Raw genomic sequence first — 20,346 nt, 5'->3', positions numbered from 1 at the left:
GTCTGGTACGTCTCGTCCCGCCGGCCAAGCATTCTCATCCGTGTGGCCGACCGATCTCGGGACGTCGTCCCTCTCCCCCGGCCGGGACGAGATCACCAACTCCCTTACGGACAAGGATAGATCCCGGGTTCGCGTCCAAACGGACCCATGGACAATCCGCTGAGAATCCACCGGACGACAACACGAGACTCACCACCGGCCCGCTCCGCGGCCCCACCGCCGCGCCCGCCGGCCCAACTCGGGCCGACCTTCAGCCCCGTCGAACCGGCCCCTCAACGGCCACCGTGAGCCCGCCCCGGGACACCACCAGAAAACCCCGAGAACAGCCCTGGACGACCCCTGCGACCCTCACGCCCCGATCCCCGCCACAGCCCACACCAGGGGCCAGACAACACCACACGACGCCACACCCCGACATCGACGGACTTGGCCAAGCCGAGCCCGAAAGTTGTAAGGAAATCCAGGCAGGAAAATCAGCCAGGAAATCCGGGGACCCGCACCCGGATCGCCGAATTCCACGCGCCGGGCATGGTCTGGGACGCCTACGAACAGGGCCGGCGGGACGCCCTCGCCCACGCCCGCGAATACGCCCGACTCCACGGCGACCAGGCCGCGCCGGTCGACGCGATCATCGAGGGCTTCCCCATCGGGCGGCAGGGCAGCTGCAGAAATGGCGCCGGAGCAACGGTGAAACGCCACCCGGCACGCGCGGAGCAGCTCGCCGCCATCGACCCCGAGTGGATCCCGGCACTGGTTGATCGAGTGGCTGCGCCACCTCAACCACCTTCGCGGCTGGCAACAGGCCCACAACCCCCGAGGGCGGCGACGGCGCAGCGGCGGGTGGGGGTGAGCCGAATGTCGGGGTGGGCGCCGATGGGTCGTACGGCGCAGCGGCGAGTGGGCGTGGGGTGCCCGACGCGGCGGCGGTTCGAAATGGCGGGGCGGGGCGGGGCGGGTGGCGTGGGGGCCGGTGATGACGGGGGTCGACGGCGGCGGCGCGGTGGCGGTGCGGGAGGTGGTCGTTCCCGGGCTCGAGACGGCGTATCGCGGGGTCGGGATCGGGCGCTGGGTCGAGCGTCGGGTCGCGGGGTGGGCGCGGCTGAACCCGGCGCAGCGGGAGGCGCTGCTCGCCGTTGGCGTCGCGGCGCCCACTGCCGGGGCGGTGGCGGAGCGGCCTGGGGTGTCGGGTGGGCCGAGGGCGGGGCGCAGCAGGGACGAGGCGTTCGCGGTGGGGTTGGCCGCGGCCGGGGTGTTCTTCGCGCGGGAGGGGCACCTGGAGGTCCCGCGAGGGCACGTCGAGGCCGTCGACGTGCCCGGGGTGGCGGGGTCGAGGAGGTGCGATTGGGGGTGTGGGTCACCAACACCCGGACCCGCCGCGGGAAGTTGACGGCGGAGCGGATCACCGCGCTCGACGCGGTCGGGATGCGGTGGACGTGAGGCGGATGTGAGATCGAGCGTGAGGTTCGAGGTGCGGCCGGTTGTCGGGGAGGTTGGTCATGTCCGGGCGGGTCATGGCTCGATGAAGGTGAGTGTTTGGTTGTCCAGGTCGAGTTCGACGGTGCCGCCGTTGTGCTTGCGGAGTTGGCGCCATACGTCGTAGCCGGTCATGATCGCTCGTTCCCAGTCGGCGGTGCGGAGGACGTTGACTTCCAGGTGGGCGGTCATTTGGTCGATGGTGTCGAGGAGTTCGTGGTCGACGTGGCGTGTGCCTTCGAAGAAGTCGTGGCGTGTGGCGTAGGTGAAGACCAGGGCGGATACGCCTTCTTCGATGGCGATTGCGCGGCCTCCGTCTTCGGCTTCGTCGACGCCGGGGCGGCTGCGGCGTTTGCGCTCCAGGAGGAAGCGGGTGACCGGTGACCATCCCAGGACCGCGGCGTGCGCCAGGTGGAAGGCATCGTGAAAGCGGTAGTCGTCCTCGATGTGGGAGGCACTGGTGAGGGGGTCGCCTGCGGGGGTGCCGTCTTCGCGTGTGAGGACGACGACGGTGCGGTCGTTCTCGGCAGGTGTGGGGGTGAAGGTGACGGTCGTGCGGCGGGGAAGTTGTTCGTGGTGGGGATAGTCGGCGTCGAAGTGTACGCGTTCGGGCTCTGGGGTGACGCGCCACCGGTCCTTGGCCTTTTCGAGGCTCGCGGCGGCGACGTCCTCGAGGTCGAGGTCCAGGCGGTGGGCGAGGGTGGCGATGTACCACAGGACGTCGCCGAGTTCCTCGCGTAGTTGTTGTCGTCCTGTCGTCGTGCCGTCGCGCATGCGCTTCTTGTAGGCCGCGGCGACCGAGCCGACTTCGCCCACGAGTCCCAGGAGTGGGACGAGGACGGGGTCGGTGTCGGGGGTGGGGGGTTGCAGGGTCTTCAAGGCGGCCTGCTGATAGCGAGCGAGTTGCACCGACGCTCCGTTAAGGAATAGAGGACATGTCTGTCGGATTTTCCGACACGTCGCTATGCTAGGTGACATCAGCCCGAGCTGTCCGGGAGTTGCGAACATGGGGGCGTCCGGCATGCCTCACGAGAGAGTCAGGGAGATCGTCGACGTCGTCATCGATCTGCTGGCGGAGGAACAACGTCAGCCGTTCGACGAGGTGTACGAGGAACTCGCCGCGCGGGGGGCGGAATTGCCGGTGGACTCGGTGAAGGTCGTCGAGATCCTGATCCGTGTCGAGGAGCGTTACGGCGTCAAGATCGACGCGAATGCCGAAGCCGGGCGGTCCCTGCGCTCGGTGTGGGCGTTCGCCGAGACCATCCACGTAGCCGTCATCAAGAAGGAGGGACTCTCATGACCACCGCCACCGAGCCGGGGGACGACGCCACCGAGCGCACCCGGCTCGGGCAGAAACTGAGGAGCACCCGCGACTATCTGGGCCTGTCCCAGCAGCAGGTGTCCGAGCGCACCGGCATTCCCCGATCGGCCGTCAGCGACATCGAGAGGGGGGTACGCAAGGTGGACACCATGGAGTTGAAGAAGCTGGCTCGTCTCTATCGTTTGTCCACCTCCTACTTCCTGGACGAGGACGAGGACGCCGACGCCGGCGAGCACGCCTTGGCAGGGATGCCTCGCACCCGTAAGGACTTGACCGCCGAGGATCGGATCGAGGTGGCCAGGTTCATCCATTACCTGAAGGCTCGACGCGCTGCGGAGGCGGAGGACGGGCGCCCTCCGGCGTCGGATGCCTCGGCCGGGCCGTCGTCCGCGGAGCTTCCTTGAGTTGGGGCGAGGCGCACGGCATCGCGATGATCGCCGCCGCGCACGCGCATGAGGACCTCAAGGTTCGTCGGGACGACTACGTGGACGTCTTCGCGGCCTTGAGGGCGGCGGGGGTGGAGGTGATGGCCCAGAAGTTGGGGCCGTTGCTGGGGTTGTACGTCGCCGCGGACGATCACGGTCCGGCCTGTCTGCTCAACACGGGTCTGGCGGAAACCGATCTTCGGCACACCCTGGCCCACGAGTTGGGTCACCACGTCCTGGGACACGGAACGACCCTGGACCACGACGCGGACAGGAGGTGGGGACGCTGGGGCGAGGACTGGCCGGAGCACGAGAAGGCTGCCGAGGCCTTCGCGTCCTGGTTCCTGATGCCCTTGCCGGCCGTCCGTGCGGCCTGTGCGCGCATCGGTGTGCAGCGCCCGTCCGACCCTGCGGAGGTCTATCAAATCGCGCGGTGGCTGGGGACTCCCTACGCCACCACGGTGCGCCATCTGGTGCGGGTCAAGAGCATCGGAGGTGCCGTCGAACGGCGGTGGGCAGGCATCGCGCCGGCCGGCTTGAAGAGCCTGCTCGCGCACGGGTGCGGGTTCTCGTCCCGTGCTCACGTCCACACGTTGGGCCCCGGTGCCCACGAGGGGCACGCGCGCGTGGGCACCGGGGACCTCCTGTGGTTGGACTTCCCGGGCACCTGGGATGCGGTACCGCGTGGCCTCACGTGCGAGGACCCTTTCGACGGTGCGCAACTTCCCTGGGGGGAAGCCGGGTTCGACGGTGGTCGTGCTCTGTGGGTCACCGAGGATTTGGACACCACCTCCGCTTTGACCGCCACTGCGGGCGGCGGCGAGACCTTCCGCATCACCGTGTCCCCGACACCGCGACGTCGAGGCTCCGATCATTTCTGGCCGTCGTGAGCCGAACGCGCGCGTGTCGGATGTCGAGGGGAGAGAATGTTGCACACCTTCACCGTCGACGCGCTCGACGTGTCCTCCGCATGGCTGAAGGCATGTCGCAGCCTGGCCAAGATCCCCGGCGGGAGGGGCTATCACACCGTCGTGCGCATCGCCGACCCGCGGAGCGAACGTGTCGAGGTGCACGCCGAGTTGGAGCGCCTGCGCATCGCCGGGGACAAGTACCCGATGGAAGCGGTGATCAACACCCTCTTCCCCTCCGCGCTCGCCGCTTCCTGCAGGGACCACGCCGAACTGGCCCGACGCTATCTCGCCTTGTACGAGCGGCTGCGCAAGGCCGATCGGCGCAACGTCCACGGCACCTACTTCGGGCGGTTGGTGGGCCACCCCGGGCGCGAGGGCGCGGCTCCGGTCGACCAGTTGGGCCTACTCATCGCGCGACTGCGGAAGCTCAGTCACAGCAGTCGCTGGAACGCGGTGTATGAGGCCGGCACCGTCCACGTCGAGGACGGGCCGCCGCCGGTCGAGGAGGTTCCGGCCGACCTGCCCATCCGCGACCTCGGAGGCGATACCCAGATGCTGGACTTTCCCTGCCTGAGTCACGTCTCGTTCCAGTTGGAGAGCGGCACCGGCACCGTCCACACGGTCGCCTACTACCGCAGCCACTACATGTTCGACCGCGCCTACGGCAACTACCTGGCGCTGGGCAAGCTCAACGCCTGGGTCGCCGAGCAGGCGGGGCTACGTCCGGGACGTCTGATGGTCGTGGCAGGCGTCGCGCATCTGGACTGCAGCCAAAAGATCCTCGATCGGGTGGACAAGGCGCAGCCGGCAGACCTGCTCGGTCTCGTGTCGGACGCTCAGGAACGCTCCGCCGCCCCGGATGCGCCCCGTGTCCCGGACGCGCCGGCACCGGCGGCGTCGGTCAGTCCCCACTTCGGGGGGAACCACGGTGTCAACGGCGCGGAGTCGGCGCGGTAGACCTGCTTGATCCGTGCGCGGCCGCTGATCCCGGCGACCTCGGGATGCGCGACCCGGGCGTACTTGTCGACCTCGCAGAACAGGTTCTGGCAGTCGATCAGTTGGAGTCGGCGGCGGCCTCCCAGCCGCACCGGTTCCAGGCCCAGTCGGGCGAAGTGCTCCTCCTGGGTGTCGGTCATGTAGTGGATGACCTCAGCCTCGATGCCGTCCGCCGCCGCACCGAACGCCTTGCGAATACCGTCCTTGGCCCCCGGGCCGGGCACGACGAAGTCGCCTTCCTCGAAGGGCATCTCGGCCGCGTAGTTCAGGTCGATCACGTACTGGTAGGCCAGGAACGGGCCGATCGCCGGATAGCCGAGCAGGATCCGGTACGCCTCCTGGAGGCTCTTCGCCGCCAGTACCCGCGCGGGCGCGTTCGTGGCCATCATCGTCTCCAGCACGCGCAGGTGGTTGGCGTGCTTGCGTGACTCCCCCATGGCCGGCGGCGGGGTGATGTACGCCGCCGAGTACAACCGCCCACCGGACGCGAACGCCTTCGACAACACCCCGTCGTAACGACCGAAGTCGTAGTCCGCCCACGTCGGCGTCCCGCCGAGCGCGCCCACCAACAACTCCCACGTGGACGCCTTGTTGAAGAACTTGAACAACAGTGTGCGGAAGAACACCTCCTCCCAGCGCTGATCGCCCCGGTAGCTCACCCCCGCGATCAGCTGCTGGCTGACGCGATCCGCCGCGCGGAAGCAGTTGGTGAACCGGTGACGGGCCAGAATCGGGTCGCTCGTCCACGGCGCAGGCGCGCCGGCCACCCGGGCCCGATACACCCGGTCGCGCAGCACGGCGAACCGCCAATAGGTGTCGAAGACCGCCGTCGGCCGCAACCGCCGCCCCGCCACGACCACCTCGTCGCAGGCGCGATGAGCATGTTCCTCGGCAGCGGGGCTGGCCAGCAGGGAAGGCATGCGTTTGAATATATATTCAATCTATAGTCGATGAACAGGGGCGCCGCTGTGGACAGGTCCGTGGAGCGGGTCCATCAGGGAGCACGGCGCAAGGTCCTGCTCACCTGGCCGCAGGAGATCGACGCCCGCCTCGACCTTCTGGTGCGCGCGGCGACCGAGGCGGGCGAACGCACCAACCGGTCCGAGCTCCTGGCCGCCCTGATCGCCTCCACCAAGACGACCCCGAAGAAACTCGCGGACACGCTGCGCGCCTATCGACGACTCGACCCGGAGACGTTCACCGCCGCCCACGACCGGCCCGATCTGCCCACCGTGCGCCGCACCGGACCCAAGACCGCGAGCGGGGACACCACCGCACCCACGCCGTAGCCGCACGCCCCCGCGGCCGCCGCCACGTGGGCAGGCCCGCCGGCGGCAGATGTTCCCGCCCGGTCCGCACCGCATGGGTGACCCACCACCGCGTCTCGACACGGCGTCCGACGAAAGCAACGACACGCGGATTCAACCCCCCACACGACACCGAGGACACGGCCCAACCCCCACGACCACGCGCCGGCCGGCCGCAACAGGAACCCCCGGGAGTCGAAGACGGCTCACCCTCGGCGGAACGGGGCACGTCATCGCGTGCTCTACCGCTCGTCGCCCGTACACCGCACCGCCGGGCCGGCCCTACTCGCGGTTGCCGGATCGGGAGGGTCCACCGCACGTCGCAGAAACCAACGGCCCAGCCGAGGCGCGACATAGGGCGCACCCACGCGCAAGTTCGCTGGTGGAATCCCTCACGTGGACGACTCCCACGTCTTGGCGAAGATTCGTTCCAGGGTCCGATACATGGGCGAGGACACGGGGTACTTGACGACCGCGCAGTGTCGGCCGTGCTCGTGTGCCGAGTAGGGCGTGAAGTAGGCCGCCCGTTCGGTCAGACACACCCGCCCGATGTGCGGGGCGTCGAACCTTCTGAGTTCGATCGTGCCCGCACTCGTGTACGGGGCCACGAACGCGACGTTGGTCTCGATCTGAGTGTGCAACAGGCCCGAGCCGTGACTGCGATCGAACGTCGCAAGTTCCGCCTCGCGGTCGGTCGTCCAGCGAGCGTCCTGGCCGGTTCCGGTGCACGGCAACAGGAGCCGAACCTGGCGCCCCGTCGTACCTGCGGCCGCCAGGAGAGGAGCGAAAGTATCCCGCTGCAGCTCGTTTCCCCGACCGGTCAACAGGTCCACGCGACGAGCGCGCGCCAACTCCCTGCGGAAATCCTCGTCCGCCTCGACTTTCGTCGGCCACGTCTGACCGAAATCACCACGTGTCAATCGCGATACCGCCCGGATCAACAACCAACGAAAACGTCCCGACCACAACACCGCGAGTGTGACGGTCAGCCCCGTGGCCGCGAGTGAGGACAACACCCCCATCAAGAACTCGTTCACCACCCACCCCCTCGCACGTCATACCCCGCCGCCCGCTCCGACCAAGCCCCGGGAAGACGAACAACACATGCGATTCGCGACGTCGGCGCCACCCGCGGATGCGCGACTCCATTGGCGACCGGGAACGATTCGTGGCAACCGCATCGACGGCCACAGGCCGGCTCGCATCACAAGGGATTCGGTTCCCGGCCGATGTTCACCGAATCGGTCGGGGACCGGTCGGTCGTACCGCACGAGAACGCACACGCGCGCCGGACTCACCCGTCGAGCCCGTGACTTGCTCGCCGGTCCCGTTGCACGGTTCGTCGCCGCGGTGGGAGGCCGGGCGGGCCCCGAAGTCGAGCACAAGCGTGACGGGTGAAGGGACGGCGCTACGGGGCGCGGGCGTCGCCGTGCCACTGGTCGAGGAGGTCGGGGAACTCGGGTGCGTCGTGTGGGGTGCGTTGCTTTTTCAGGATGCGGTTGGTGAGTTCGACGGTGGCGAGGTACCACCAGAAGATCCAATCGAGGAAGGCGTCGTCGTAGTCGGCGCGTTGGTCGGCGCGGCCGTGGCGCAGGTCGTATCGATTGGCGATTTCGAAGAGGAATCCGTCGTCGGGTTTCCCAGCCTCGGTCTTGATGAGGTCGCGGCGTTGTTCGAGGATTCGGGCGAGGGCGACGATGGCCGAGCGTTTGTGGTCGCGGGTGGCCCCGCGTGCGCGGAACAGGGCGATGGCGTGCTCGGTGCCCGTGCGTGTTCGCGGGTCGGGTGTGTTCAGGACGTGGTGGACGAGGTCGCCGCGGGCGTCGTCGGTGAGCGCGACCAGTCGTCCGAGGTCCTCGCCCTCGTCGGCGAGTCGGTAGTCGATGCCGGCGTCGTGGAGGAGGTTGTTGATCCTCCACCGGTACAGGGCGCGGCCGGGGGCGGCGTTGAACTCCTTGTAGTGCCAGCCGCAGCCGGAGTAGGAGTGCATGTCGCGGTTGCGGGGGCGCGACACCAGGTCGTGGAAGACCTCGATCAGGCCGAAGAAGACGTCGTCGTCCCATGCGTCGGGATCCAGGGGCCACAGATTCGCGTATCCGAGGCGGCGGTCCAGGATCCGGGAGCGGTCCGGGAGCGGGTCGGGGTCGTCGACGCAGTCTCGGCCGAAGACCTCGACCAGGTAGCCGTTGGTGTCGAGTTCCTCGACGAGGCGGGCGAACTCGCGGCGTTCGCCGCCCTCGTGGCGTGCGTGGCCGGGTGGGGTGCCGTGGCGTTGGGGCCAGTACGGGCGTGGTCGGCGGGCGTGGCACAGTTCGGATGCGCGATCGATCAGCTCGCGCAGCCAGGTCCGTTGGGTGTACGCGGGAGGGGCCTGTCCCGCGGGCGGCTTCGGGGACCAGGGGTCGTCGGCCCGGATGGTCGAGGATTCGCCGACCTCGTCGAAGTCGCCCACCGCCGTGGTACCAGCGAACGCCTCGCCCAACAGCAGTCGTGCGCGTTCGACCCACTGGCGGTGGTCGGAACGCGAGATGCGCTCGGCCTCGGCCGTGAACAGAGAGGTGGGCCAAACGAGTTCGTACACGCTCACATCCAGCACGGGGACCATCCTGGCCGAGTGTGTACGAGATCGTCCCCGAATCAGCGTGGCTGCGTGCGGGGTCGCATCCCCGCCGGCGTCGGTCGGGTGCCGTGCAGTTCGGTCGGGGGCGCGGGGCGGTCAGGCCCGGCCGCCATTCCATGCCGAGTGCCTGCAGGGCGTCGAGTTCCGGGCGGGACAGGCGTGTGACCCGGTCGGGGTCGCGCAGGGCGGCGATCGCGGCACCGAGGAGAACACGGTCGCGGGGGACGCGTTCGACGTGGTCGGCGGGTACGCGCAGGTGTCCGTGGGTGCGACGGAACCGGCGGGCGGCGCGCAGGAGGTGGCAGAACTCCCTCTCCCCCGAGCTGCGGGGATTGCGCAGGCCGATGGCGAGGGGGTCCGCGGGCAGGAGAGCGGCGAGTTGCTCGCGCTGGCCCGAACGCAGCGCGGGGAAGGCGTCGAACTGGGCGTCCAGCCATCGGGTCAGGTCGTCGGCCTCGGCCTGGGCGTGGGTGATGGGGATGGCCAGGGCGCCGCTGCGGGCCCGAACGAGGGCGGCGGTGTGCGTTCGCTGCCAGGCGTGCGGCCAGGCGGGGTTCCAGTGGCGGTCGATACCGGCCAGCGCCTGGGCGTAGCGGCGGGGCAGGGTGCCGGCCGTGTCCTTGGCGCGTTGGTGCTCGAGCCAGGCGCCCAGAGGTCGTTTGCGGAAGGTCTCGGTCGGTTCGGGGAGCAGGTGGCCGTGTCGGTGGTGCCAGGCGCGGGCGAAGGCGAGGTGGTGCTCGGCGCTGTCGGCGGGGTGGGGCCAGCTCATGCCGAGTCGGGCCAGGGCGCGGATGCGGTCGGGGGCGAGGTTGCCGGCGGCTTTGAGGGAGCGCTGGTATCCGATCCACCAGCCGAGGTGGAATCCGTCGTCGTCGATGTGGTCGCTGTCGATGTCGAGGTCGCCGTGGCGGGCGTGGTGGAGGGCGGCGGCGTCCAGGCCGCGGAGCCATAGTTCGGGCGGTGGGTCCATGGTGCGCAGGCCGAGGTGGGCGGCGATTTCGGCGGCGCGTTCCGGGCGTGGGGCGGGCAGCGGGGCGTGGAGGGGGCGTTCGCCGGCGCGGACGAGGCGGTGGAACCAGTGCTCGTCGTGGGCGCGGAGCGCGACCATGACCTGGTAGAGCAGGTGGTAGGGGGTGGCGAGGGTGGCCTCCGCGGGGTCGTCGCCGGGGGCGAAGAACACCGGGACGATCAGGGTGGCGCATTTGGACGTGCCGGGTGCCAGGCGCAGCGCGCGGCCGACGGCTTGGACGATGTCGATGGTGCTGGATTTGGAGTCGGTGAACAGGACCGAGTCGGCCAGGGGGAAGTCGACGCCTTCGATGGCGAGGCGGCAGGTGGCGAGGACTTCCAGGTCCAGGGTGTTGCCCGGGTGCGTGGCGTGGGGCGGGCGGGCGAAGCGGTCCATGCGGCGGCGGCGTTCGTCGGGGGCGTGGCGGGAGTGGACGGCGGCGGCGTGGAGTCCTTGGTCGTGTCCGGGGCCGGCGTTGCGGGCGGTCTCCAGGAGGGTGTCGGCGAAGGCTTCGGTGCGGCTGATCGAGTTGGAGAAGGAGATCGTGCGGGTGATGCCGTGGCGTTCGCGGGCACGCAGCAGGGCGAGTTGGGCGGCGGCGGCGCGCATGTTGTCGGCGGACGGGTGGTCGCGGTGGCCGCGTCGGCCGGTCAGGACGGTGTGGAGTTCGGGGTGGTGGATCTCGGGGGCGCAGACGCGGTAGTCGGCGAGGAGGCCGTCGTCGATGGCCTGGGCCAGGGAGTAGCGGAAGACGAAGGGGCCGTAGAGGGACTGGTCGTCCATGGAGGCGACGGGCTCGTCGGCGAGGGGGTGGTTGACGTCCCAGATCCTGGGGGTGGCGGTGAGGTAGAGGCGGTGGCGGGCCGGGAGGGCGTCGGCACTGTGGACGACGGCCCATTGTTTGCCCAGGGCTCCGGCGGTGCGGTGGGCTTCGTCGACGACGACGATGTCCCAGCGCGGCAGGGTGAGTTCGGCGTGGGCGAGGAGGACCTTGTCGAGTGAGGCGTAGGTGGAGAACACGGTGACCGGGCCGTCGGCGGCGCGGATCGCCCGGGTGAGGACGCCAGGGTCGGTGGTCATGGTCATGTGGCCGTGCAGGGCAGGGTCGGTGGGGGCGGGGTCGCTGCACAGGGCGATGTAGGTGCCGCGGCGGCCGTGGGCGTGCCAGCGGGCGGCGGTCTGCTGGAGGAGGAGCCGGGTCGGGCACAGGACCAGGACGCGGCCTTCGGGGGCGCACTCGTGGGCGATACACAGGGACATGACCGTCTTGCCAGTGCCGCAGAGCGAGATGAGGGTGGAGCGTTCGCTGCCGAGGGCGAAGCTGTTGCACAGGGCGTCGACGGCGTCCTTCTGGCAGCCGCGGAATTCGACGTCGAGGTCGCGGAACGGCCGGGCGGGGCGGATGAAGCCGGTGGGGTGGTCGGCGTGGGTGAGCCGTGGCGGCACGGGGCCTCCTGAGCGTCGGTCGGGCCGCGCTGTCCGGCGGTGGTGCCGTCGGCGTGCCGCTGACGTGCTGTCTCCTGGGCAGCGTGCAGGAGCCGGGGCCGGGTTCCGCCCGTGCGGGCCGTCGATTCGCTCGTTCGAGCGAACAGGTCTGGTGTCGTTCGGTGTTGGCGTGCTATTCCGCGATGGGGTCGGCGCGGCGTGCGGCCGGGTGTGCGGGTGGTTGCCGGGAGGGTTCGCCGGGCCGCGGGGTGAAGTGGAACGGGGGTGGGTGCGGGTGGAGGGGCGGGCGGGGTGGGGCGTGTCGCGTCCGTGGCCGCTTGCGGTGCGGTTCGTGGCGGAGGAGTCGACGGGGTCGTTCCTGGTGCGGTGGGCGGCCGCGAACGGCCGGACGCTGGGAGACCTTCTGGAGGATCTCGGTGAGGGCGGGCAGCCGCCGGCGGACCCGGGGTCGGCGGAGGTCTACCTCAGTCGCCCGGCCCTGGCATGGCTCGCGGCGATGACCGGCCGTGCGGTGCCGGTGCTGCGGCGGGCGCTGCCGGGTCTGCGCGGACCGCTGTTGTTGCCCGGGGAGGACGCGCGGTGGCACTGCCCGTGGACGCCTGCGGCGGGGGTGCTGGTGCGGGCGTGCCCGTGCTGCGCCGGTGCCCGAGGCGCCGCCGACGCGTGGGTGCTGGCGCGGGATCCGTGGCGGGTGTGCCTGCGGCACCGGCGGTGGACGGACGGCGCCCGGGCACGGGATCCGGGGTGGTACGACCTGAGGGCGGTGCCGGAGGCAGTGGCCGCGTGGCGGGGGCTGGAGCGGTTGGAGCGGCGGTTCGGGCCGACGGGTGTGGCGCTGGTCGCGGACGCGTTCGCGGTCGCCGGGTGGTGGTGGCGCCGGGTGCCGCAGGCACGGGTGTGGGCGGACCGCGAACGGCGTGTGGGCGCCGGCCCCGGCGCGGTGCGCACCGCGGCGCTGGTGATGGCTCCGGAGGTGTACGCGGTCGCCCGGCTGCTGCTGCGCCACGAACGCGCCCGTGGCCTCACAGACCACGGCGGGGCAGGGGCGGGGGCGGAACTGCTGGCAGCGGCATGGGTGTCGGCCGGGCCGCTCGGCTTGTCGGCGGCGGTGGCGCAGCAGCCGGTCGCGGAGTGGTTGGCGCGTCATCACCGCACGCTGCCGCCGGTCCCCGGCGAACGGGTGCCGGGCCGGGGCGGTGGGATGCACCGGTCTGCGCCGGTGCGCGCCGTCGCCCATGAACGGGACGACCCGCGGGCGTGTCTGGACGACCGCACTTGCCTGCCGTGGTGCTGGGGTGACCTGCGAACCCGGGTGTGACGATGCACGCCGCGAAGGGCGGGCGGGCCGCGCTCGTGCGGCGGCCCGGGGTGCGTCGGGCCGCCGGCGCACGGCCGAACGGTTCAGGGAGCGGCCGCCATGTACCGTTGGCACCTTGCCCGTTCAGCGTCTAGCTCACTCTGGTCGGCTTGGCAAGGGCTTGCGAGGGGGGTGTCACCCGTTCGTGTGGATACGGCGGTCACCCGCACGGGCGGCCTCGCTTGGTGGATCACTGTGAAGGGACACGTCTCGTGCCTACACCCTGAGGGGGCCGCGTGCTGGAGATCTCCGTCGCCTACCTCGACGCACGAGGACGCCTCCGCGAGGTACCCGCCGCCGAGGCGTCCGGTGTGCCCATCGAGGAACTCCCCCCTGTCGCCCCTCCTGTCGCGCACCGGGGACGCCGCGGCTTCGTCACCGACGCCTGGGTGTCCACCACCGGCAGGGTCGTCTCCTGCGGGTCGCTGCGGGAGCAGCGAGTCGCCATGGCCCTGGACCGGGACAGCACGATCGCTGCGTTCAGCGCCTGCCCGGTGGAACTGCGCTGGGACGAGGGCGGCCGACACCGTGCCCTGCGGCCCGACTTCGGCGCCCGCCGCCACGGCGGCGAGCGGCTCCTGCTCCTCGTGGAACTGCAGACGCCCGGCGCCGTCTGGGAGCGCCGCAGGCACATCCTTGAGGAGGCCGCGCTCCGGACGGGATGGGAGCTGGAGGTCACCGCCCCCGCGACCGGCACGGAACTGGCGAACCTGCAGCTGGTCTTCGGTGCCCGCGACCCGCGCGGACGCGACCCGGGCGCCGCGCAGGCACTGCTGTCCGCCTTCGCCCGTCCCCGCCGGCTCGAGGACGGCGCCGCGGCCTGCGGGCTGCCCCGCCTGGCAGCAATCGAGCTCGCCCATCACCTGATCTGGCACCGGCAACTGGAGATCGACTGGCACGCGCCGCTCCTGCCGACCTCCCCTGTCTGGGCGAGCGGGGTGCGGCCGTGAACCAGGCACCGGTGCTCGAGGCACCGCATCCGAGCGGCGAGATCCTGGACGTGGGCGACACCGTGCAATTCGACGGCCACGCCTACACGGTCAGCCTCCTGCAGGGACCCCGGGTGTCGATGGAGCCGTGCGAGGAGGGCGTCGACGCGGTCACCGGCCTGCTCCCGGTGCTCGTCGCGGCCGACGACTTCGCTGTCCTGGACCGCTCCGGCCGGCCCCGGCCGCGTCCCCGGGTTCTGCACCGCAACGGCGAGTTCGAGGCGTTGCCCGTCCGTGTCCGCGCCCAGGCACGGGAATGGGAACGCCACGTCAAGCAGGTCCTGCACCAGCAGATGCCGAACATCCCCGCCGCCACGGCGCCGCGGCCCGAGTACGATCCCGCGCTGCGCACCCTCCAGGAGCGCTACGCGGCCAAGGCCGGGCAGCTTCGGGCACTGGGCAGGGACGTGTCGGCGGCGACGGTCGAACGCAAGTGCCGGTCGTGGCGCGCCCACGGGGTGATGGGACTGGTCGACGGCAGGAGCACCCGCCGGGGCTCCTTGTACGGGCGCACCGATCCGCGGGTGGTGGAGTTGCTGTGGGAGGTGATGGACGCCGAGGCGAAGGCCGAGGAGTCCGCCGGCACGGCGCAGCGCCTGTGGGAGCGGTTGGAGCGCGCCGTGGCCAGGCGCTACCGGCGCGAGCTCGACGATCCCCTCGAGCGGGCACGGCTGCGGGTGCCGCGCTCCACCTTCTACAAGCTGCTGCGGCGCCTGGGTGTCACCGTGGACGACGTGACCGGAACGCTGGTGCGGCGCACAGCCCGACGGGCTCGTCCCCGGCCCCCGTACACGCCCACGGTCGCGCGGGTGCCCGGTGAACTGGTGCAGATCGACACCACCGGCCTGGACATCCTCGCGATCGGCGACGACGGGCGGCCCACTCCCGTCGAGGCGACCATCGCGATCGACATCGCCACCCGCAGCATCATCGGCGAGATGATCGTGCCCAGGCAGTCGGGCGACGGGCCGCGCGGGGCGCGGGTGGGCGGGCGGGCCACCCGCGCCCTGGACGCGGTCTTCACCATCGCCCAGGCCCTCGCTCCGGTGCCGGGCAGATCCGGCTGGTCGCCGCTGACCCTGCTGGACGGCTCCGACCTGCCGTACGAGGAACTGCTGGCCGCCGACCCGCGGATGGAAGGGGCGGCCGCACGGCCGGTGATCCGGCCTCGGACCGTGGTGATCGACCACGGCCGGGTCTTCACCGGCAGTGTCTTCTCCTGCGCGTGCGCCGAACTGGGCATCGAGGTACGCCACGCCCGCACCCGCACCCCGACCGACAAGGCGGTCGTGGAACGCGCCATGCGCACCATCAAGACGAGGTTCAGCCAGTACGTCGCCGGCCACACCGCGCGAAAGCTCGAACTGCGCGGCAGGCACTTCGACAAGCAGCCGCTGTGGACGATCGACCAGCTCCAGGACATGCTCGGCGAGTGGATCGCCCTGCAGTGGCAGCAGACCCCGCAGGGCGGGCTGCGCAGCCCGTACACGCCCGGGCTCGTCCTGACCCCGAACCAGATGTACGCGGCAGCGGTCTCGCTGACCGGCTACCGGGCACTGCCGCAGACCCCTGGCGACAACCGCAAGCTGCTGCCCGTGCAGTGGGTGTCGGTCACCCGCAAGGGAATCCGGATCAACAACCGCACCTACGACCTCGGCGACGAACTCGCCCCGTTCAGACGCCCCTCCGGGATCCCGGGGCGCCGCGGCAGGTGGGAGGTCCACTACAACCCCTACGAGCCGGACGTCGCCTGGCTGTACGACCACCGCGCCGGGGAGGGGCAGGACCCGTGGGTGGAGGTCCCCTTCGTGTTCCGCCGGCTCGTCGAGGACCCGTGGACCGAACGCGTGTGGGAGCAGGCCACCGCCGCCCACATCGCGGCGGGCGGCAGCGTCCGCGACGAGCGGGCGATCGCCCGTGCGATCAACGAGCTGCGTGAACGCGCCCGCCGGGGCCACGCACCCGCCCGCGCCGTGGTGCCGCCCCCGTTCCGGGGCCGCAAGCTCGAAACCTCCGCACCGCACCCGGATCCGCGGGAGAACCTCCCCGACCTCGACCCGGCCGCCCTCACCCCCTACCGCAGCCTCGACGTGCCCGCCGCGGACCTGTTCGTCGACCCGTACCCGCCGCAGGCGCCGAAACCGCCGGCGGACGACGTCCTGGTCGCCCTCGACTGGGACATCGGCGATCTCGACGGCCTTCCCCCCGACGACCCTGATCGGCCCGGGCCGGATGCAGGCACGGAACGGCGATGAGCACCACCTCCACCGGCCGGGCCGCGCTCGGCCCGGGCCGGGCACCCGGCGTCGTCACCGAGCCGGAACCCGTGACGGTCCGCTCGGGCTGGGACACCTCGGTGCGCCACCCGGTCGTGCCGCCGGACCTGCAGGACTGTGCCCCCGCCGGCACACCGGTGCACGACGACGACCCCCGGATGCTCTACCACGCCTCGCTCGGCATGGTCGCCACCCCCGACGTCGAGCACGGCCTCAAGACGGCCAGACGCCTCCTGCGCGTCAACCGTCAAAGCGTCCATGCCCGCGTCCACGCCGCCGTCGACGGCGAACGCGGCACCGGCAAGACCGCCCTGACCCACCTGATCGGCCGCGCCCACCAGGGCCGCATCGAGCAGCTGCACGGCACCGACGCCAACCGCATCCCGGTCGTCTGCGTCAACGCACCGCCCAGCCGTGACGACGCCGTGAACTGGTCCGCCCAACTCGCCGTCTTCCTCGGCTGGGACCTCTACCGCAGGGACGTCGACGGAAGATCCGTCCTGCGGATGAAGGACTGGACCGGACCGGCTGTCCACGTGATGCGCGCCTCCCGGACCCGCCTCGTCCTGGTCGACGGCGTCGACCGGCTCCGCAACAACGACATCCAGCCGACCTTCGACTTCTTCGACTTCCTGTCCGCCGAGATCCCCTCACCGTCATCTGGTGCGGCACCGGCGCACGGGAGATCCTGCACGAGGCCCGCGGCGAACGCAGCCCCGCCCTCCCCCGCCCCGCTGGCACCCGGCACACCCCCACCCCACGCAACTTTGTCCCCGTCCTGTGGGTCAACCCCCTCCCCTACACCGAGGTATGGGGAAGGACCCTGAACGGCTTCGACGAGAAACTGCGCCTGCACCACCACAAGAAGCAGGGCCTGCTCGAACACGCGGCGCTCCTGCACCGCTTGAGCGAAGGGCGCATGGAACACCTCGCGCCCCTGATCTCCCAGGCCGCTCAGATCGCCATCGAGGAAGGCGGCGAAGCCATCACGGAGGACGTCCTCCGCGAAGCCGCATCGTTCCTCGACACGTGACCGCGCCCCTCGGGTCCGTGACTGCGGTCCCGCACCGAAGGGCCTTCCCGTGAACACGTGGACGATCACCACCGCCCGCCTCCCACTGCCCGACCACACGGCTCCCATGCATCTGCGCGGGCCGTGACAATCGTGCGCGTGGCGTATCCGAGCCTTCCCGTCCACCTTCCGACCGCGCCATGAGCATTTACTGCAAGTGCGGGCAGTAAGTGGGGAGAAGCACGCGAATCAGTTGTTCGCCACGGGTGGCCGGTGCCCGCGGGTGGTTCTCGCTCATTGCTGCGAAGTCGGTCCCGTAAAGGGCCACTTGCTCCTGGGGGACGAGGTCGTGGACCGGGGCCGGCAGGCGGTCGTCGCGCATGCCGAGACAGGCCAGGGTGAATCCGTCGATACGTCCGGCGGCAGCCCATTCGTGCAATCGTCATCGACATGCGGGGTGAAGGTCGTTGAGCGGCCCGGCTCGAGCGAGCCTGTACCGAGGTTGTCGTAGACGCCGCCGTCGGTGAGCAGCACGGTGTGGCGGGCCTGCCGTCCTGTGCGTTCGAAGGTGTAGGTGCGCTCGATCGCCGGGAGCAGCGCGGGGAAGGCCGCGGACGCGGCGACGCGGTGGCCACCGACACGGGTTCGGTGATCGTCCCCAGAGGTGAGCAACTGCTCCGGGCGCTGCCGAAGCGCATCGCGTTGCCGGTGACCAGGTCAGCGGCGGTCAGGACGGTATCGAGTCCCGCGTGGCCGGTGTCGGGCATAGTGGCGTCCCCGAAAGCCAGATAAGCCGTCTCGGCACCCCTGCATAAATCTCATTTCATCTGCAAGATCAACCAGAAACATCCCCATCACCTGCAAAAACAAGAACGCCGCATCAAGATCAACCCCCGACAGGACCCGAAACGTCCGTCTCGCTGTATCTACAGCACTACAGGTCAAACACCTACAGATCACACAACTTCAACGAGACGGGACAACGCTCGTGAGTACCGCATCTCTTCGCCCGCCACGGGGACAGCCCGCTCGGCCGGCCGACTGCCCGGGCTCGCCCGGCGCGGGCGGGCTGCGAGCGCTGCAGGCCGCGGCGGTGATGGCCGGGGCGTGTACGCGGGTCGGCTGGGTCCATCGGCAGTTGGGGCGGCCGGATCGGGTGTCGGCGGCGAACCCGCGGTGGCTGGCCGGGTATCGACATCCCCGGTATCGGGGGTCGCCCGGGGCTGATGGCCTCGGCGTTCCGGGCGTTCACACGAGAACGGCCACCGATCGAAGGCATCGAGGTGGTCGGCGACCCGCTCGAAGTTCTCCCCCGTATCTTCCACGTCCTGTGGCACGGGTGGTTTGACGGCAGCGAGCACACATGCGAGTGCGGACGGGATCGAGCACGTCGCCGGCGGCGCCGACGACCGGACGCTATTCGCTACGCTTCAGCCGGGGTGGGGAGAAACTTGCCGGCGGCTGGCCGATGTCCGGCCCGCCGGTGTGCGGCGTCGGGACGTAGCCCTCGGTCGGTGCGGGCAGCGCATCGACGCAGGCCGTCGAACAGGCGTTGACCAGCAAGGGCAGCACGTCGGCGCCGGATGTCCACAGTGAGATCCACACCTGGCGCAGGTTCGCACCGTGGACACGCTCGTCGCAGACGCTGCACGTGCGGATCGCGGTCGCGCCCCACACCCCGGGGTCGACGTCGTCGAGGTCCGCGGCCCGATCATCGGTTGCCGCGGCCCGGAGCGGCGGAAACGGCGGCCGCTGCTTGTAGTTGCCGTAGACGGCACGGGAGCTGACCGTGCTGCGCCGAAGATTGAGGCACCGGGTGATCTCGTACGGGAACCAGTGCAGGCGGTACGAGGTGTACGGGGTGAACTCCTCGAGGCTCGTCATCGCACCGATCTCGGGTGGGATACGCACCAGGTTGCTGCCGTACAGCACGAGGTGTTTCACCGAGGTGAGTTCGGCGATGGTCGCCGGGAGCGTAACGACCTGGCGCCGCTGCTCCGCGGTGAGTTCCACCAGCGGCTTGAAGACCTCCCGTCCGTCGGCCGCGGCCTCTTCGATCAGTTCGAGAAGGCGGATCCATCCCGGTGCGGTGGTGTCCTGACGTTCGGGATGGAAACGGGTCGGCGACTGTGTCCGGGAGGCGTATTCGATACACCCGCATCTCTCGCGCGCCGGACCCCGATCGCCGGGCCCGGTGGCATCGGCCCACCGGTTGGGAAACACCTGCGGCTTCGAGTCCTCACTCATCGGCTCACAGTAGACGTCACGGCCGGGGAGACGTAGAGGGGGTCCGGAAGGGTCGTTCAGGGAAGCCGAGTCGGTGGTCGCCTGTCTCTGAGGGGGTGCGGATCGTGGTCGGGCCGCGCGCCGTCCGACGTGGAACGGGAGGTCCTCGCCCCTCTCGTGCCGCCGCCGAGGCCGGGAGATCGACCGGGCATCCCCGACGCGAGATCCCCAACGCGCTCTCGTATCGGCTTCCGGCCTGCTGCGCATGGCGCCTGCCTCGGCACGACTTCTCGCCGTACCGGACGGTCCACCGCCACGGGCGCAGGTGGCGGACCGAGGGACGATCGGGGGCGATCCCGGGCGCTCCCGGGAGCGGGAACGCGCCGGTCGGGGCCGTGATCCGACCCCAGGCTCCGGGATCGTGGACAGCCGAAGTGTCAAGGAAACGGAACGATGGGCCGGGGCAATCCCGGCGGCGGTGCCGTAACCGGGCGAGACCAGGGCGGTGGACGCGGCGCCGTCGCCCGCAGAGACGGCCGTCCCCCGTCCCGCCCGGCCGACATGGCCCGACGTGTTGCGCTTCGCCCGCGCCCGGTTGTTCGCCCGCGATCGGCCGATGACGTTGGACGAACACCTCGGGGGCGCTGCCCCCCGGCCGGTCGTCGTACCGGAGACCGTCGTCGTGGACCGGGGAAGGGTCTTCCTGTCGAGGGCGTTCACCGCCGCGTGCGAGACGCTCGGGATCGGCGTGCAGCCCGCCCCGCCGTACACGCCGACGGCCAAGGGCATCGTCGAGCGCGCCTTCGGGTCGATCAACTCCCCGTTCTGCCGACACCTTCCCGGGTACACCGGCTCCGACGCCGGCCGACGCGGCACAGACGCCGGGCGTGAGGCGTGTTTCAGCGTCGCCCGGTTGCAGGACCTGCTCGACGAACGGCTCGTGCACCGGCACCACCGCCCCCACGAAGGACTACGCCA

16 protein-coding genes and 2 pseudogenes are annotated in these 20,346 nt (G+C 70.7%); 12 read left to right on the top strand and 6 right to left on the bottom strand.

Annotated features, from left to right (window positions below; translation table 11 throughout):
* The first annotated feature begins 973 nt into the window (after window positions 1-973).
* Together EMA17_RS47390 and EMA17_RS56255 are read left to right on the top strand one after the other, a co-directional pair.
* The gene (locus EMA17_RS47390; RefSeq protein ID WP_126643430.1) at window positions 974-1,387 is read left to right on the top strand and encodes a hypothetical protein; all 414 of its coding nucleotides are present in this window, start codon (window positions 974-976) and stop codon (window positions 1,385-1,387) included.
* The gene (locus EMA17_RS56255; RefSeq protein ID WP_371863238.1) at window positions 1,348-1,437 is read left to right on the top strand and encodes a helicase associated domain-containing protein; all 90 of its coding nucleotides are present in this window, start codon (window positions 1,348-1,350) and stop codon (window positions 1,435-1,437) included. Before EMA17_RS47390 ends, EMA17_RS56255 begins: the two co-directional genes overlap by 40 nt.
* 72 nt (window positions 1,438-1,509) lie before the next feature.
* Here EMA17_RS56255 and EMA17_RS47385 read toward each other — a convergent pair whose 3' ends face one another.
* Window positions 1,510-2,382 (bottom strand): nucleoside triphosphate pyrophosphohydrolase family protein, encoded by an 873-nt coding sequence (locus tag EMA17_RS47385; RefSeq protein ID WP_246127355.1) that lies wholly within the window; start codon window positions 2,380-2,382, stop codon window positions 1,510-1,512.
* Between the two features lie 112 nt (window positions 2,383-2,494).
* Between EMA17_RS47385 and EMA17_RS47380 the strand changes: the two genes are divergently transcribed.
* The 3 genes from EMA17_RS47380 to EMA17_RS47370 are packed head-to-tail and all read left to right on the top strand — an operon-like array spanning window position 2,495 to window position 4,109.
* Window positions 2,495-2,773, top strand: a complete 279-nt coding sequence (locus EMA17_RS47380; protein ID WP_126643429.1) for an acyl carrier protein — start codon at window positions 2,495-2,497, stop codon at window positions 2,771-2,773.
* Window positions 2,770-3,198, top strand: a complete 429-nt coding sequence (locus EMA17_RS47375; RefSeq protein ID WP_126643428.1) for a helix-turn-helix domain-containing protein — start codon at window positions 2,770-2,772, stop codon at window positions 3,196-3,198. Before EMA17_RS47380 ends, EMA17_RS47375 begins: the two co-directional genes overlap by 4 nt.
* A complete protein-coding gene (locus tag EMA17_RS47370; protein ID WP_126643427.1) occupies window positions 3,195-4,109 on the top strand; it encodes an ImmA/IrrE family metallo-endopeptidase in 915 nt (304 codons plus the stop codon). Before EMA17_RS47375 ends, EMA17_RS47370 begins: the two co-directional genes overlap by 4 nt.
* Before the next feature lie 857 nt (window positions 4,110-4,966).
* Here the strand turns inward: EMA17_RS47370 and EMA17_RS47360 are convergent.
* The gene (locus tag EMA17_RS47360) at window positions 4,967-6,046 is read right to left on the bottom strand and encodes a nucleotide kinase domain-containing protein (RefSeq protein WP_218043265.1); all 1,080 of its coding nucleotides are present in this window, start codon (window positions 6,044-6,046) and stop codon (window positions 4,967-4,969) included.
* Window positions 6,047-6,094: 48 nt separating this feature from the next.
* On the opposite strand from EMA17_RS47360, the gene EMA17_RS47355 reads away from it, so the two are divergent.
* Window positions 6,095-6,415 (top strand): hypothetical protein, encoded by a 321-nt coding sequence (locus EMA17_RS47355; RefSeq protein ID WP_246127353.1) that lies wholly within the window; start codon window positions 6,095-6,097, stop codon window positions 6,413-6,415.
* A gap of 410 nt (window positions 6,416-6,825) precedes the next feature.
* Here EMA17_RS47355 and EMA17_RS47350 read toward each other — a convergent pair whose 3' ends face one another.
* From EMA17_RS47350 to EMA17_RS56250, 3 genes and pseudogenes are all read right to left on the bottom strand, one after another.
* Window positions 6,826-7,470 carry a hypothetical protein gene (locus EMA17_RS47350; protein ID WP_126643426.1) on the bottom strand — a complete coding sequence of 215 codons (645 nt, stop codon included), beginning with the start codon at window positions 7,468-7,470 and terminating at the stop codon, window positions 6,826-6,828.
* Between the two features lie 371 nt (window positions 7,471-7,841).
* The gene (locus EMA17_RS47345; RefSeq protein WP_246127351.1) at window positions 7,842-9,038 is read right to left on the bottom strand and encodes a hypothetical protein; all 1,197 of its coding nucleotides are present in this window, start codon (window positions 9,036-9,038) and stop codon (window positions 7,842-7,844) included.
* A 181-nt stretch (window positions 9,039-9,219) separates the two neighbouring features.
* A pseudogene (locus EMA17_RS56250) lies at window positions 9,220-11,508 on the bottom strand (helicase associated domain-containing protein); the annotation flags it as partial.
* Here EMA17_RS56250 and EMA17_RS47325 point away from each other — a divergent pair.
* The 4 genes from EMA17_RS47325 to EMA17_RS47310 all read left to right on the top strand — a co-directional run bounded on the left by EMA17_RS47325 (window position 11,465) and on the right by EMA17_RS47310 (window position 16,957).
* A complete protein-coding gene (locus tag EMA17_RS47325; RefSeq protein WP_281290625.1) occupies window positions 11,465-12,826 on the top strand; it encodes a TniQ family protein in 1,362 nt (453 codons plus the stop codon). The pseudogene EMA17_RS56250 and the gene EMA17_RS47325 overlap by 44 nt on opposite strands.
* A gap of 275 nt (window positions 12,827-13,101) precedes the next feature.
* Window positions 13,102-13,815 carry a TnsA-like heteromeric transposase endonuclease subunit gene (locus tag EMA17_RS47320; RefSeq protein ID WP_126643424.1) on the top strand — a complete coding sequence of 238 codons (714 nt, stop codon included), beginning with the start codon at window positions 13,102-13,104 and terminating at the stop codon, window positions 13,813-13,815.
* On the top strand, window positions 13,812-16,109 hold the full coding sequence (locus EMA17_RS47315) for a DDE-type integrase/transposase/recombinase (RefSeq protein ID WP_126643423.1): 2,298 nt from the start codon (window positions 13,812-13,814) through the stop codon (window positions 16,107-16,109). The genes EMA17_RS47320 and EMA17_RS47315 overlap by 4 nt, the downstream gene beginning before the upstream one ends.
* Window positions 16,106-16,957 carry a hypothetical protein gene (locus tag EMA17_RS47310; RefSeq protein ID WP_126643422.1) on the top strand — a complete coding sequence of 284 codons (852 nt, stop codon included), beginning with the start codon at window positions 16,106-16,108 and terminating at the stop codon, window positions 16,955-16,957. The genes EMA17_RS47315 and EMA17_RS47310 overlap by 4 nt, the downstream gene beginning before the upstream one ends.
* A gap of 1,601 nt (window positions 16,958-18,558) precedes the next feature.
* On the opposite strand, the gene EMA17_RS47305 is transcribed toward EMA17_RS47310, so the two are convergent.
* Window positions 18,559-19,389, bottom strand: a complete 831-nt coding sequence (locus tag EMA17_RS47305) for a leucine-rich repeat domain-containing protein (RefSeq protein WP_246127346.1) — start codon at window positions 19,387-19,389, stop codon at window positions 18,559-18,561.
* Between EMA17_RS47305 and EMA17_RS56245 the strand changes: the two genes are divergently transcribed.
* Both EMA17_RS56245 and EMA17_RS56410 read left to right on the top strand, forming a co-directional pair.
* Window positions 19,272-19,988 (top strand): transposase, encoded by a 717-nt coding sequence (locus tag EMA17_RS56245; protein ID WP_371863237.1) that lies wholly within the window; start codon window positions 19,272-19,274, stop codon window positions 19,986-19,988. The genes EMA17_RS47305 and EMA17_RS56245 overlap by 118 nt on opposite strands.
* Window positions 19,985-20,152 (top strand): annotated as a pseudogene (locus EMA17_RS56410) (hypothetical protein); the annotation flags it as partial. The gene EMA17_RS56245 and the pseudogene EMA17_RS56410, both read left to right, overlap by 4 nt.
* Between the last annotated feature and the right edge of the window lie 194 nt (window positions 20,153-20,346).

Origin of the sequence: Embleya hyalina (genome assembly GCF_003967355.1) — a bacterium.
In the GTDB taxonomy this organism is placed as follows: Bacteria; Actinomycetota; Actinomycetes; order Streptomycetales; family Streptomycetaceae; genus Embleya; species Embleya hyalina.
This window is presented reverse-complemented; position numbering and strand designations above follow the sequence as displayed.